The 13,568-nt window shown below is 41.1% G+C and carries 11 protein-coding genes and 1 other annotated feature; of the genes, 2 read left to right on the forward strand and 9 right to left on the reverse strand.

Annotated elements, in window-relative coordinates:
• Positions 1 to 141: 141 nt before the first annotated feature.
• From EKM61_RS03955 to EKM61_RS03965, 3 genes are all read right to left on the reverse strand, one after another.
• Positions 142 to 1,446, reverse strand: coding sequence for a thymidine phosphorylase (locus EKM61_RS03955; RefSeq protein ID WP_068222360.1), 1,305 nt, complete (start codon positions 1,444 to 1,446; stop codon positions 142 to 144).
• Positions 1,447 to 2,327: 881 nt separating this feature from the next.
• The gene (locus tag EKM61_RS03960) at positions 2,328 to 2,573 is read right to left on the reverse strand and encodes a hypothetical protein (RefSeq protein ID WP_225359764.1); all 246 of its coding nucleotides are present in this window, start codon (positions 2,571 to 2,573) and stop codon (positions 2,328 to 2,330) included.
• Positions 2,574 to 2,594: 21 nt separating this feature from the next.
• Positions 2,595 to 3,200, reverse strand: coding sequence for a hypothetical protein (locus EKM61_RS03965; protein ID WP_068222351.1), 606 nt, complete (start codon positions 3,198 to 3,200; stop codon positions 2,595 to 2,597).
• Positions 3,201 to 3,445: 245 nt separating this feature from the next.
• Between EKM61_RS03965 and EKM61_RS03970 the strand changes: the two genes are divergently transcribed.
• Both EKM61_RS03970 and EKM61_RS03975 read left to right on the forward strand, forming a co-directional pair.
• Positions 3,446 to 4,660 carry an SAM-dependent methyltransferase gene (locus EKM61_RS03970; protein ID WP_068222348.1) on the forward strand — a complete coding sequence of 405 codons (1,215 nt, stop codon included), beginning with the start codon at positions 3,446 to 3,448 and terminating at the stop codon, positions 4,658 to 4,660.
• Between the two features lie 299 nt (positions 4,661 to 4,959).
• Positions 4,960 to 5,211: a binding site (T-box leader), on the forward strand.
• A gap of 138 nt (positions 5,212 to 5,349) precedes the next feature.
• Entirely contained in the window at positions 5,350 to 6,150 is an 801-nt protein-coding gene (locus EKM61_RS03975; RefSeq protein ID WP_068222345.1) for a 2-keto-4-pentenoate hydratase, read from the forward strand.
• Between the two features lie 88 nt (positions 6,151 to 6,238).
• On the opposite strand, the gene EKM61_RS03980 is transcribed toward EKM61_RS03975, so the two are convergent.
• The 6 genes from EKM61_RS03980 to EKM61_RS04005 all read right to left on the reverse strand — a co-directional run bounded on the left by EKM61_RS03980 (position 6,239) and on the right by EKM61_RS04005 (position 13,399).
• Positions 6,239 to 6,964 carry an amino acid racemase gene (locus EKM61_RS03980; protein ID WP_068222342.1) on the reverse strand — a complete coding sequence of 242 codons (726 nt, stop codon included), beginning with the start codon at positions 6,962 to 6,964 and terminating at the stop codon, positions 6,239 to 6,241.
• Positions 6,965 to 7,150: 186 nt separating this feature from the next.
• The gene (locus tag EKM61_RS03985) at positions 7,151 to 8,407 is read right to left on the reverse strand and encodes a carboxylate--amine ligase (RefSeq protein ID WP_068226173.1); all 1,257 of its coding nucleotides are present in this window, start codon (positions 8,405 to 8,407) and stop codon (positions 7,151 to 7,153) included.
• A 2-nt stretch (positions 8,408 to 8,409) separates the two neighbouring features.
• Positions 8,410 to 9,951: a UDP-N-acetylmuramoyl-L-alanyl-D-glutamate--2,6-diaminopimelate ligase gene (locus EKM61_RS03990; RefSeq protein WP_068222338.1), complete on the reverse strand. Its 1,542-nt coding sequence runs from the start codon at positions 9,949 to 9,951 to the stop codon at positions 8,410 to 8,412.
• 279 nt (positions 9,952 to 10,230) lie between these two features.
• Positions 10,231 to 11,514, reverse strand: a complete 1,284-nt coding sequence (locus EKM61_RS03995) for a D-alanyl-D-alanine carboxypeptidase family protein (RefSeq protein ID WP_225359763.1) — start codon at positions 11,512 to 11,514, stop codon at positions 10,231 to 10,233.
• Positions 11,515 to 11,533: 19 nt separating this feature from the next.
• Positions 11,534 to 12,691, reverse strand: a complete 1,158-nt coding sequence (locus EKM61_RS04000) for a sensor histidine kinase (RefSeq protein ID WP_068222333.1) — start codon at positions 12,689 to 12,691, stop codon at positions 11,534 to 11,536.
• A gap of 18 nt (positions 12,692 to 12,709) precedes the next feature.
• Positions 12,710 to 13,399: a response regulator transcription factor gene (locus EKM61_RS04005; protein ID WP_068222330.1), complete on the reverse strand. Its 690-nt coding sequence runs from the start codon at positions 13,397 to 13,399 to the stop codon at positions 12,710 to 12,712.
• Positions 13,400 to 13,568 lie beyond the last annotated feature (169 nt).

Consider the following 13,568-nt stretch of genomic DNA (forward strand, 5'->3'; position numbering starts at 1 on the left):
AACAAAAAGCACATTCACCGAAGTGAATGTGCCGTTCAAAATCTCCACCAATACGATTTGACAGAGACCCAAAAAAACGAGGCTAGGACTTTTGTCCTAGCCTCATTGCATTTATTCTTTAGACTATTTTTTAATTATTTATTATTCCGCAACTACTTGGTGAATTAATTTAGTATCTTTACGCATTTCACCAAGCTCAATGGCGCCACGAACTTCTTCTTGGGCAGCAACTGAATCAGCATCACTACTGTAAACTGTTGCCAACACTTCGCCGGCCTCTACGGAGTCACCAATCTTTTTCCGTAAAACAATTCCGGCTGCTAAATCTAATTTTTGCTCCGCATTCTTCCGCCCAGCATTTAAGGTTTGAATAGCGTGCCCCATTTGATCAACATCAATGGTACTTACGTAACCTGAGCTGCTGGCCCGAACGTCATTTGTGTAAGCAGACGCAGTCAATTTTTCTGGATGATCGATAACGTCTGGATCGCCACCCTGACTAACGATTAAATCACGGAACTTAGCAAGAGCTTTCCCAGTTGCCAAGTTACCAATTAAAGCAGCCCGCGTATCTTCGGCGTTGGCCCCGTAACCACCAAGCTGTGCCATGTGCGTTCCTAATTCCAGAACTAATTTACGTAAATCAGTTGGCCCACCATTTTTTAACGTCGCAATAGCTTCCACAACTTCTACGCCGTTACCAATAGCGTGGCCCAAGGGTTGACTCATATCGGAAACAACGGCCAGTGTTCGCCTACCAACCTCATTACCGACGTTAACCATAAGGTGCGCTAATTGTTCAGCCTGCTCCTCATTCAACAGATCATGCCCGCTACCAGTTTTAATATCTAAAATAACGGCATCTGCACCGGTTGCGATATTCTGACTTAGCGTTGAACAGGCTACCAAGGACGGAATTGCCATCGTATCAGTTTCGTGCCGCAACCGCCGTAACTTCTGTTCGGCCGGTGCCAACTCATCGACTGGGGCAGCGATTGCCAGACCAATCTCCTTGACGGCCTGGACAAATTCATCCGGCGTTAAATTAACCCGAAAACCAGGAATTGATTCTAATTTGTCTAACGTACCGCCTGAATGATTAAACGAGCGCTGACTTAATTTAGCGACGGGAATGCCTAAACTAGCAACTAAGGGCAACAGAACCAAGGATGTTTTGTCCCCTAATCCCCCAGTAGCGTGTTTGTCCACTTTAATCCCCTGAATAGCAGATAAATCATAGACGCCGCCGGAATACGCTAATCCCATTGTAAAGTCTGTTAACTCAGTTAAATCAGTACTATCCTTGAAAGCTAATGTCTCAAGAAAAGCACCCATTTGGGCATCAGTCACACTAGCATCGCCGAGCCCCTTGATTAAAAAGGAGATCTCATCTGCCGAAAGCGGTTCTCCGTGTCGTTTTTTAGCAATTAATTCTGTCATTTGCATTACGAAATACCTCCAGATTAGGTCCATAAACAAAAAGCCGTTACTTATTAAAAAGCATACGGCTTTAACGGGACGCTTGTCAAATAAAGCTAGCGTGGTAAGTAGAACGGGCAATGGTATCGGAGTGGGACAAAAGTCGGTTTTGAGTTTACTGCGTAACGTAGGCTAATTCAATAACCGCTCTATGATTATTGAATTAGCTGTAGTTAGGCATGTGAACCCAGACTTTTGGCGCACGTTCTAGAGTAATGCTCGGAAATAACTAGGGGTTAGGATCTTTGACCCAACCTCAATGGTATTCCCAAGTTTAGATCGTGTTTGGAAAATACCTTATTAGTGTTTACCTGACCAATTTAGTGTAAACGTGTTGGGAAAAGCAGCTTCCTGCGGTGACCGAGACGAACTTAGTCGAGGAAATACAGTTATGGACTTTATAACTGTGTTCCTTGTTTTTGCCACAAGAATAGACAACATTCGTAGCATCATGAGTTATTTGCGCTTTTTGCAAATAACTAACCGTAATTGCGAAGTAGTAGTTGAATGGACAACGGATGAAGCATCAAAATTATTAGCGTTTTGGGCTAATAATCCTCAATTGCGGAATAGTAGCTACAACAGCCAAATCACCTTTTTCAAAGGTGATTCGTCTGTTTAGGCTGCGACTCGGACTTCGGTTTATCCTAGATCGACATCGTTAGTAATCCTTAATCTAAGTCATGCTTGGAAAGTGCTTTTACTTTTCTTTGCCTGACTAATCTATGGAAACGTGTTTGGAAAAGCAGATTCCTGCGGTTAGCTACAACAGCCAAATCACCTTTTTCAAAGGTGATTCGTCTGTTTAGGCTAATCCTCAGAATCTAATCGCTTTTCCAAACACTCTGTTATTTCTTACCGCGACCATAGCGGAAATACAGCCAGGGACCAATTGGTTGAATTAAAGTCACTGGCAACCAAACAAATTTATTACCGCGCTTAAAACTTGAACGATGTAAAATACTGCGAATGGCCAGACCTTGCACAATAAGCTCCGCAATGGCCACCGGCACCAAAATTTGGCGGCGCCGCAATTTGCGGTAGCGTTGTTGTAATTTTTGATCTTTAGCTTTTACCTTCGTATCAGTCATCATGATCCCCACTTTCCAGTTTCATTATGGTTTGGCAATTGTTGGTTGTTGACTATTCTGTGTGGCCGTTCGTTTCTGACTGCTAATCGACGCATTATTTGAAGAACGTATGCCTCTGGCCGTGGAGCGGACAGTTGTGTAGTAAGTTTGATTAATCGATTTTTTAGCAAGCAATTTTCGAATAGCCGCATTCGAACCAACAAAATTACCGTTATCACTTAATGAACGTGCCTGTGCCAATTCATGCTGATAATTCTTTTGTTGCTTGATAACTGTTGGTAGCTTAGCTCGCAGTGTCTTTGCTTGCTTAACTAACGTTGAATTGCCATGTTCAGTTGCTGCCACTTGTTGTAATTTTTCTTTAGCAGCGGACTTTTTGGCCTGCTGAACGTCCGTATCGGCGGTGCGCATTAACTTAACCTGTTTTAATGAAGTTTGTGCCGTCTGATCCGATTTTTTAGCAGTTAACGCCTTATTATATTGTGCTTGTGCCGTTGAATAGTTTCCTTTATCAACCGCCGATTTTGCTTGTGTCATTGCATCTTGGTAATCACTATTCGCTTGGCTACTACAACTTGCTAGTAATAAGCCGCTACCTAAAATCAATAACACGGAGACCAATTTTTTCACGGGAAAACACCCTCTCAAACCCGTTAATTAATTTGATTACAATAATTTTTTAACCAGTTACACTAAAAAGCCATGTGCTTCTTGAATACTTTCTCGTCAAAGTATACCATGTTTACGGTTACTTTTCCTGCACTAGTATATTTTAGAATTAAAAACACTTCATTAACTGCTTACACTTACTACTTTTCAGAAAGTGGCGTATACTGTCTTTTATACTTACATTGCGAGAGGAAGGATTTTGGCACATGCTTGAAAAGACTTTTTATAAAACACTCTTCAGTCACTCATTTAATATTCCAGTTAAAGTAAATTATTGGGACGGCAAGAGTGTTGTTTACGGTGAAGGCGAGCCAGAAGTCACCATCACATTTCACGAAGTAATTCCAATGAAAGAGATTCTAAACAATGCTTCATTGGCACTTGGCGAAGGTTACATGGACGGTAAGATTGAAATTGATGGTGGACCTTACAGTATTCAAAAACTATTAACGGCGGCATACGAGAGCGCTGGCAGCTTTATGCGTAATTCAAAATACATTCGTTTCCTACCTAAACAGTCCCACACTGAAAAACACAGTAAAGAGGACGTTCAAAGTCATTATGACGTTGGGAATGACTTTTACCAGTTATGGTTAGACTCAACAATGACTTATTCGTGTGCTTACTTCCAATCACCAAAGGATACGTTGGAGCAGGCTCAAATGAATAAGGTTCGCCATATTCTAAATAAGCTGGATCCACAATCTGGACGAACCTTGCTTGATATTGGCTGTGGTTGGGGAACCTTGATGCTAACAGCTGCAAAAGAATATGGTCTCCACGTTACTGGGATTACTTTGAGCCAAGAACAATACAATTACGTTCAACAACAAATTAACGATCAAGGACTACAGGATGTCGCCGATATTCAGCTGACCGACTACCGCGAATTAAAACACGAACCATTTGATTACGTTACTTCAGTTGGTATGTTTGAACACGTTGGCAAAGAAAATCTTGAATTATACTTCAAGACGGTTAGCAAATACATGAAGGACGATGGCGTGGCTTTGATTCACGGCATTACGCGGCAACAAGGTGGCGCAACCAATGCTTGGTTAACTAAGTACATTTTCCCAGGTGGTTATGTCCCTGGTTTAACTGAAAATATGCAGCACATTATCGACGCTAAGTTACAAATTGATGACGTTGAGCCTTTACGACGTCACTACCAGCACACGCTTGAAATTTGGGATAAGAATTTTAATGACCATTTGGATGAAGTTACCAAGCTTGAAGGTGAACGGTTTACTCGCATGTGGGACCTCTACTTACAGGCCGCCGCTGCTTCATTTGAGTCTGGCAACATTGACGTTATTCAATTCTTAATCTCTAAGGGTGCCTCCGGTAAATTTATGCCAATGACCCGCGATTACATTTACGCTAAAGAATTGGCTAAAGAGTCTGCAACTAACGATTAATTACTTTAAGGGAGTGGGACAAAAGTCCTTTTTGGATTTACTGCGTAACGTAGGCTAATCGAATAACCATAGTACGGTTATTTGATTAGCCGTAGTTAGGCACGTGAACCCAGACTTTTGGCGCACGTTCTAGGGTAATGTTCAGAAACAATGAGAGGCCAGGACTTTTGTCCCAGCTTCTTTTTGTTTGCATTAAAATATCATCATATTTTAATTTTCTCATTTTTAATCTAAAATAGCTATTGACATCCATCAAAATCAGCCTTATAGTAACACCATATTAGAAATAGATGAGATATAAATAGACATTGATGAGGAAAAGTAATTGATTGTCGTTGAGTCAGCGAGTTTCGTTAGGTGCAAGGAAACATCACGACAATTTTTGAAAATCACCTTGGAGTTATGACGCGAAGCTTAAAGTAACCGTCATTGGTAGCAACCATTATTTTGCTAGCGTATCGAATAATTCTGATTATTATTCCGTACGTGATGAGTTATGTTATGTGAGTAACATAAAAATTTGGGTGGTAACGCGATTAATCGTCCCGTAAAGTAGATTTTCTACTTTGCGGGATTTTTTTATTGAAATGCACTATACGTATACTTAATATTACCCGCTTTTAAACACACTCACTTTATTGTTGAACAGTCTCACCTATTTCTAAAAACTATTTGAGGAGCTGATTTTTATGTCAGAAAAGAATGTACTTGCTACAAAGAACGCCACTGAAGAAGAAGTTGCTAATGATCTGTACCAAGCCTTGGTGACCAAACGGCCATTAACTGCAACTGACTACGAGGAAAAAGTTGCTAATTTTGATACTGCCTATCGTGTTCAACGTGCTTTTACCGAACTTAAAAATGAAGCTGTTGGCGGCTATAAAGTCAGCCTAACCTCCGAAGAAACCCAAAAAATGTTTGACTCTGATTCACCATTTTATGGCGCTGAAACAACCAGTGCCTGGCTCAAAAATTACGCGACAGTTAAACTCAGTGATTTAATGGATCCCCTACTTGAAGTTGAAATGGTCTTCACCGCAAAAGAAGCACTTTTAGCAACGGATTCATTGGCCGAACTGCTCAGCAAAGTTGAGGTCTCGGCCGGCGTTGAGCTGCCTGACTCACGGTTCAAAGATTGGTTCCCTAGCCTTTCGAAATACTTAGTTGTTGCCGATGGTGCCGTTGGTGGCCGGGTAGTTTACACAAAACCAACGACTGCCAAGGTTGCCGTTAACGACTTGGCCGGTGTTGATTGCACCTTATCCCTTGACGGAAAACAACTCGGCACTGGTAAATCCTCTGAGGTTCTCGGAAATCCGCTCAACTCATTACAATGGCTAGTTAAAAAATTAGCCGAACAAGGTGTTGACTACCCTAAAGGTACTAAAGTTTCCAGTGGCACTTTCCTTCTCCCACCACATTTACAAACGGGCCATTACGTTGCACACTTCAGCAAATATTTTGAAGATGTTGAATTAGACGTTAAATAATTAGAGCGTGTTTGAAAAAAGAGACAAAATAAGCTCCAAGCCTTCAGAAAAATAGCTGAAGGGCTTGAAGCTTATTTATTCGGTTAATTTATTTTGCCTGTCGTTCTTGCCGTAATTTTAGAGCCAACTCCAGTGTCCGATCCGCAATTGTCGACTGAGAGTCAACAACTGGGTAATTATGATCCGGCGCCTTTTCTTCGGCCAATGATAACTCAGTGCAACCTAAAATAATGGCGTCAACCTTCATATCCTGAACCATATCAGCCAAAATTGTGTGGTAAAGTGTGGCGTCAACGTGGCCTTGTTCCTCTTTAATGGAGGTATAAATCAAGTCGTTGATTTTCTGCTGAATTGCAGGTGTTGGATCAACTTCCGTGTAGCCAGCCTTTTTAATTATTGGTTGGTAAACGCCACTCGCGACAGTTCCTTGAGTCGCCGCCAAACCAATTCGTTTGGCCGTCGGAAATTTATGCTTGATTTCCTTAACCGTTTCTTCAGGCATATTTAAAAATGGCACGTCACTAGCTGCATTTAGCTCATCGTAAAAATAGTGGGCCGTATTACAGACCATTACCATGAAATCAGGCTTTAATGAATTTTGTTGTTCCACATCTTCTAGTAAAGTCGGCAAAAAATTCGTTTTGCTATGATCTAATAGATAAGTTGTCCGGTCCGGTACAGTCGCGTGATTGACCAAAATATAGTTTAAATAATCTTGATCATTTTTGGCCGGCGTTCGTTGATTTAAAATTCGAATAAAACTATCCGTCGCCATTGTGCCCATTCCACCTAAAATCGAGAAAAATTGTTGCATCCTACCAACCTCCTAAAAATGCGAGCATAAGGTTAAAACGATGAACTACATGCGAATACTTATAAAAGCGTTCCAGTCACGAGCGTTGTTCACTAAATGAAATTAAGCACGGAAAGATACTTTTTCAAGCACCTCTAACCCAAATTGGTTAGAAAAATACTACCATAACCAATTTTCAAAGTCAGCCTATTCCTTATTTTCCTTGAAGTATTGGGCAAAACGTCCATTGTACAAATAGAAAGAATAACGCTGCAAAATATACCGCTTTAAGTTGCGGTCACCCTTGTAAAAAACAGTTGTGCCGTAACGTTTGGCCGCTAATAATTTTAGGGCTCGCTGCTTATCGGCATTGTCCCGTGCGTATTTTTTGAAAACTTTAGCGGGAACACCTAGCCACAACATTTGTTTAGACTCATCTTTGTTACCATAGACAGTTGGTTTATCTTTCATTTCACCTGTGACGTAATCTTCAACTGGCATTTGTGCCAAATTATACCCATTTAAAGTAACAAAGAAGCTGCTACGACCTTGGCGCAAATTAATTTCAAATAATTTAAAGCTCTTATCCCGGGAATCATACTTCATATCGAAGTTGCAATAACCGGTAAAGTTGATTGCCTCCAAAAACTTCTGAATCGTATCGTACAGTGCTTGATTATATTCAGGTAAAATTGCGACGTAGTTACCAATATCAGCTGGCGTTGGATCCTCCAATAATGGATGTCCCAAACACATTAACTTCACGTGGTGATACTGATCAACATAGCAGTTTAACGTGCGCATGTTGGAATCATCACCAGGAATAAAATCTTGTAAGATAACGTCGGAAGTATAGCCGTTATCGTAGATTTTGCTGACAATATCGTCAAATTCTGCCCGAGTTTTAATTCGAAACGCCTTTTTACGTCCTTCAAAATGAATGTCTAACCATTCAACAGCATTTGAGGGTTTCAACGCAACTGGAAATTGATATGGAACATCAATTTTTGCAACGCCAGCCTTATAGTCATCCCACGTAATAATTTGGGTTAACGGATGGGGTAAATCATACTGATCAGCCATTTCGTAAAAGGCTTCTTTACTGATTAATTTCTCGACAAGATCATAATCAACGTAAGGAACAACAAACGTTTTTTGTAGAAACTCTTTATGCTTAGAAACAAGTTCAACGTAGCCATCACCACAAGCAATTAAAATCACTTTTTTATGAACATTTTGATAACGCTTGGCGATCTTCTCCATGCTGGCAATAAAACCAGGATCCTCATTAAATCCCGGGAAGGTTTCGACGTCAACTACTTTACTGTATTTAGTTGGAGCAAATTGGACACTGGCAAAGGCCTGCACTTTTTTACCGTAGCGCTCATAAAAAGCCCGTGCCATTCCATAAACATTAATATCGCTCCCTAAAAGTACTGGGATAAAATCAGTTTCACTTTCCATCATTAATCTTTTAATCCTCTCACAATTTCTTTAGCAACGACCATGTCAGTTGGGTAAGGCGTATCGACACCACGAACCTTTTGGTAGGCGTCGTCACCCTTTCCGGCGAGCACGACAATATCATTTTCCGTACTCAATTCAATGGCCTTGCGGATAGCCTTGGGCCGATCTATTTCAATTGTAACGTTGACTTTCTTATGGTCAATGTTTTCATCAATTTGTTTAGCAATTTTTAAAGGATCTTCAAAACTAGGATCATCTGTTGTTAAGAAAGCGACATCTGCGTACTCACTCAGAACCTTAGCAAAGCCTGCCCGGCGGGAAACTCCCTTATTTCCTGGACTACCAACGACAACAATCACTTTATCCGTCTTTTGCTGACTTTCTAGAAAACTTAGTAATGCTTTCATACTGGCATAATTATGCGCATAATCCGCGTAGATGGTGCCATGATGTTCCGTTTGCAATGATTCCATTCGTCCTGGAACGTGGACAGTTCTTAATCCTTGCGCGATTTCTGCTTGACTTGCCCCCGCTAAACTAGCGGTGACCGCAGCGGCTACGGCGTTACTTTCATTAAAGTTACCAGGCAAATTTAATTCGTAAGTTGCGCCATTACCGATCTTCTTAGCCTTAGGCGTTACCGGATAAAATTCAAACTGACTTTCAATTAAATCGGCCTCATCACTTTTGAATCGGTAATCAACCGGTGGAACTGCCATTTTAGGCTGAAAATCTTGATGGGCAAATAAATAAATATCTTCTGGCTGGCTAGTTGTTTTGGCGGCCTGATAAACATCCAATAAGTGGTCCGTTTCAGCATTAATGACGCAGATTTTCGAATTAACTAACAACTGTAACTTGCAGTGTAAATAATCCGCGAAGTTAGGGTGCTCCGTCGGTCCAATATGATCTGGTGTAATATTCAAAAAAACACCAACGTCAAAATGAAGTCCGTAAACACGTTCTTTTTTGTAAGCCTGGGAAGAAACTTCCATCACCAAGTGCGTCATCCCTGAATCCACCGCCTCGCGCATGTCGTGAAAAAGATCCAGTGATTCTGGCGTCGTTAAATTAGATTTAAATTCCTGCTCTGGTTTAGGCCCAATAATTCGATCAATCGTTGAAAATAAGGCTGTTTTATCCGATGTTGTTTCCTTTAAAATATTACGGGTGAAATAGCTCGACGTTGTCTTACCCTTAGTCCCAGTATAGGCAATGATGAAGAGTTGATTTTGCGGAAAGTCATAAAACGCCGCACTAATTAACGCCATTGCCTTTTGAATATTAGTGACAATAATCGCAACTAGACCCACGCCCTCTTCTAGTTCGGCCTCGGCCATATAAGCCGTTGCACCATTTTTCTTTGCCGTTGATAAATAATCTGGTTTAAAAGCGCCCTTACAAAAGAAGAGTGAGGCCTCCGTCACCTTACGTGAATCGTAAGCAATCCCCTTAAAAATGACGTTTGGTGCATCAGTGACCTTTTTTAATAGTTGATGTTCATTTAGTAATTCAATAACTTCATTTAGTTGCAACTGCATGATGATCCTCCTTCAGATGCCCAATTAAAACCTGTTTGAAAAAGTAGCATCGGCATTCAAAAATTACGTAAAACCGTTTTTAATACGTGATTTATTATAGCATAAAAGCCCCGTTTAAATGAGATTCTCACTTTTGTTTCCGAAAAAAAAGAACGGTGTTGAAAGTGCCCAGTTATGAGCAAATCTCCACCACCGTACTTGTTCATCATCTAAATTTAAACGCTAATCGGTAAGTAGCTATTCAGCCACTAGGAAAAATAATTTCCGTCACGCTATCGCTTAAAATATGTTTTGGAAGAACCGACTAACTTGTTGGCCAAACGTTGCCTTAGCTACAGAGGTTTGTGTCACTAAGGTCACTTTTGGTACTGAATAGCCCGGAAGATAATTGTTGGACTGAACCGTGGCCGTTCCTACTTTTTGCTGTGCCTTAACGGGTACTGTTAGTTGTTTCTTTGCGGCCGCCTTCGTTAACTGATAACTAAGTTTTATTTGATTACTAGTTGCAGCAGTTGGCGCCCAAAAAGTCAGTGCCTGCTTAGTGCCAATTTTAACCGCTGTATTCTTCCCATTCGGTACCGCCAAGGTTTTAAGCTGGTTCACCTGTGCCCCTTTAGGTAACCAAGTCTGTTTAGTCTGCGTATTGAAAACCTCGTGCATTAATTTTGCCGTTTCGGTAAACCGAGCATTTTTATCCTTTTCGGCCTGATTAGCGTGCATTACCACGGTAATAATTCGATTGCCGTTTTTGCTAACGGTACCAGCAAAGCATTCACCGGCCAAATCCGTTGTGCCTGTCTTCAAGCCATCCACCGGTAAATCACTGACCGCGGCCGATTCACCAGGTAACATTGCGTTCCAGGTTTTCATAGTCGTTGTCGTTCCTGATTTTACCTGAAATGGCAGTGAGCGCTGTTTAGTTGTTTCCAGAACTTCTGGGTAGTCGGCCATTAAATGCTGGGCAACAATAGCAACATCTGCCGCCGACATTTCATTTTCAGCCGTACTAGCCGAATTAGGGTAGCGATCATCACCTAAGTAACTATTATTTAGACCGCTAGTATTTACGATCTTGGCATCTTCAATCCCCCAACGCTTAAGTAAAGTACGCATTTGATTAACTGCACCTGTCTGTGACCCTGCTACCGCATTGCCCAACAGAACTGCTGCCGAATTGGCCGACGCAACTAGGGCTGCCTGGTATAAAGAACCAACCGTGTAGTGACCATTTTCTTCCAGTGGCACATTGGTTAGATCCTTATCTTGGGTTAGACGGTAGGCCAATTGATCCACTGGTACTTCAGTATTCCAAGTTAATTTGCCCTCTTTAATGGCCTGCAAAGTTAGGTAGATAAGAACCATCTTTGTCATTGAACCAATTGGCAAAACTTGTTTAGCGTTTTGCTGGTATAAAATTTGCCCACTACTAGCGTCAACTGCAATCCCAGCCTTGGCATCTAACAGTTGCCCCTGAGTTGCCGCTGCACTTGGTTGACTGACCGTAGCTACCCCTAACAAACTTAAAGTTAGAATAACAATTATTCGGCTAACAATTTTTTTCACTATCCTACTCCCTTTTCCACTAGTTCTGGTATTGCTTCGGTATTTCTAATTTAACCCCGTGCTTAACGGGTAAGTACATGACAAAACTAGTTAAATGCCTGTCCGAAGTTGCGTAGATATAGCCACCATGTAAACTAACAATACTCTGAGCAATGGCCAAGCCTAGACCAGTACCTCCAGTTTCTTTAGAGCGTGATTCTTCCACCCGGTAGAAGCGATCAAATAACTGACTCAACGCTTCTTTAGGAATCGGTGAGCCATCATTTGACACTTTAATCATAACCTGAGTACCTTCTTGTTTAGCTTCCAAAAAAATATGTTTGGCATCTTTACCGTACTTTAATGCATTGCTGATCAGATTATTGAACACCCGGCTTAATTTTTCTGGATCAGCGTCCATCATTAATGGATCTGGTCGATACTTCACGTTGATTAATAATTGCTTTTTTTCGGCCTCTAGCTCGAAACTGGCGGCCAATTGCTCTAACATCTGGCCCATATCAATTTGACTAATGGTAACTGGTGTCGAAGTTTGCCGAACCTTAGTGTATTCAAACAAATCCTCAACTAATACTTGCATCTGTTTGGCCTTTCCAAAAGCTATGTGGGTATATTTCAGAATTTGAGCCTCATTTTGATACTGGTGATCCTCAATCAGACCCAAATATCCAATTATAGACGTTAGCGGCGTTCGAATATCGTGGCTAACGTTGGTGATTAGCTCATCCTTTGAGTCCTCAATTCGCCGCTCATCATCCATTGCCTTAACCGTCGAGTCAACCAACGCGTTAATACTTAAAATAACGCGCTGCAAATCACCGCGCAACGTAAACGGAATTCTATGCTCAAAATGTCCGTCCGCAATATGGTGTAATTCACTAATAACGTGACTAAGTTGCATCTGATGGTAGCGCCGAATTAAACGCCAATAAACAACCAAGGCATCAAAAACTAGCATAAAAATCGTAAAAATATTTTGCCAGCTCATTAAGTGGAAATTATTGGGCCCAATTGAAACGGCGTTCTTGATTTGAAAAATACCATCGTTCAACGCTCGATTAGTGTGAATAGCCTGATTAGCCAGAACGATTACGGACAAATTCAATAATAGTAATAAAATAACGGTTGTAACGCCCTCTATGAATAGCGCGCTTTTTTCTCGTCCGGTTAATTTCACAGTTTACCGGTGACCTCCTTAATGTGCTTCAACTTTATAGCCCACGCCCCAAACAGTTTGAATGACCTTCTCGCCATCCGTTGCTTCCTCAATTTTATCGCGTAAATGACTGACGTGAACCATCACCGTTTTGGCCGAAACAATACTTTCTTGTTGCCAAACACGTTCAAAAATTTCATCCGCTGAAAAAACTCGGTTGGGGTGACCGGCCAATAAGTATAAAATGCCAAATTCTAGTGCCGTTAATTGAATTTGCTTTCCAGAAATCGTTTTTACTTCATGGGAATCTTTTTTAATCTCTAAAGGTCCAACTTCAAGTACATCGGGTGTATCATCGGTTACTTGTTGTTGACTGCGGCGTAACAAGGATTTAACCCGCGCCATGACCTCTAGTGGATTGAAGGGCTTAGAAACGTAGTCATCAGCCCCACTAATTAGGCCCTGAATTTTATCCATATCAGTTGTCTTGGCCGATAACATAAGGATCGGAATCTGTGAATCTTTTCGGACTTCACGGACAACTTCCATTCCATCCATATTTGGCATCATGATATCTAAAATCATCAAAGCAACGTCTGGATTAGTGGCCAGTTTTGTTAAAGCCTCCTTACCATCGTAAGCCTTAAGTGCCTCATAACCTTCATTTTTAATGTAAATACTTAATAATTCAACGATATCCTTATCGTCATCAACAACTAAAATTTTCATAGATAATTCCTCCTTGTTTCACATCAGCTAATTTTTAAACACGTTTAAGTAAATTTTATTGCGGCCGAGCACAGAATACTCTTAAAAAATTTCTTAGTCTGCTCATTAAAATTCCTTATGAACCAGCTTGCCATGATCGCAACTGGTAGTATCGGCAACTTCAAACCAT

It is taken from the genome of Loigolactobacillus backii, from assembly GCF_003946275.1.
GTDB lineage: Bacteria > Bacillota > Bacilli > Lactobacillales > Lactobacillaceae > Loigolactobacillus > Loigolactobacillus backii.

What these genes read in the sequence shown, in the direction of transcription:
- EKM61_RS03955 (WP_068222360.1), bottom strand. Translation starts at nt 1,446, where the DNA reads ATGCAAATGACAGAATTAATTGCTAAAAAACGACACGGAGAACCGCTT.
- EKM61_RS03960 (WP_225359764.1), bottom strand. Translation starts at nt 2,573, where the DNA reads ATGATGACTGATACGAAGGTAAAAGCTAAAGATCAAAAATTACAACAA.
- EKM61_RS03970 (WP_068222348.1), top strand. Translation starts at nt 3,446, where the DNA reads ATGCTTGAAAAGACTTTTTATAAAACACTCTTCAGTCACTCATTTAAT.
- EKM61_RS03975 (WP_068222345.1), top strand. Translation starts at nt 5,350, where the DNA reads ATGTCAGAAAAGAATGTACTTGCTACAAAGAACGCCACTGAAGAAGAA.
- EKM61_RS03980 (WP_068222342.1), bottom strand. Translation starts at nt 6,964, where the DNA reads ATGCAACAATTTTTCTCGATTTTAGGTGGAATGGGCACAATGGCGACG.
- EKM61_RS03985 (WP_068226173.1), bottom strand. Translation starts at nt 8,407, where the DNA reads ATGGAAAGTGAAACTGATTTTATCCCAGTACTTTTAGGGAGCGATATT.
- EKM61_RS03990 (WP_068222338.1), bottom strand. Translation starts at nt 9,951, where the DNA reads ATGCAGTTGCAACTAAATGAAGTTATTGAATTACTAAATGAACATCAA.
- EKM61_RS04005 (WP_068222330.1), bottom strand. Translation starts at nt 13,399, where the DNA reads ATGAAAATTTTAGTTGTTGATGACGATAAGGATATCGTTGAATTATTA.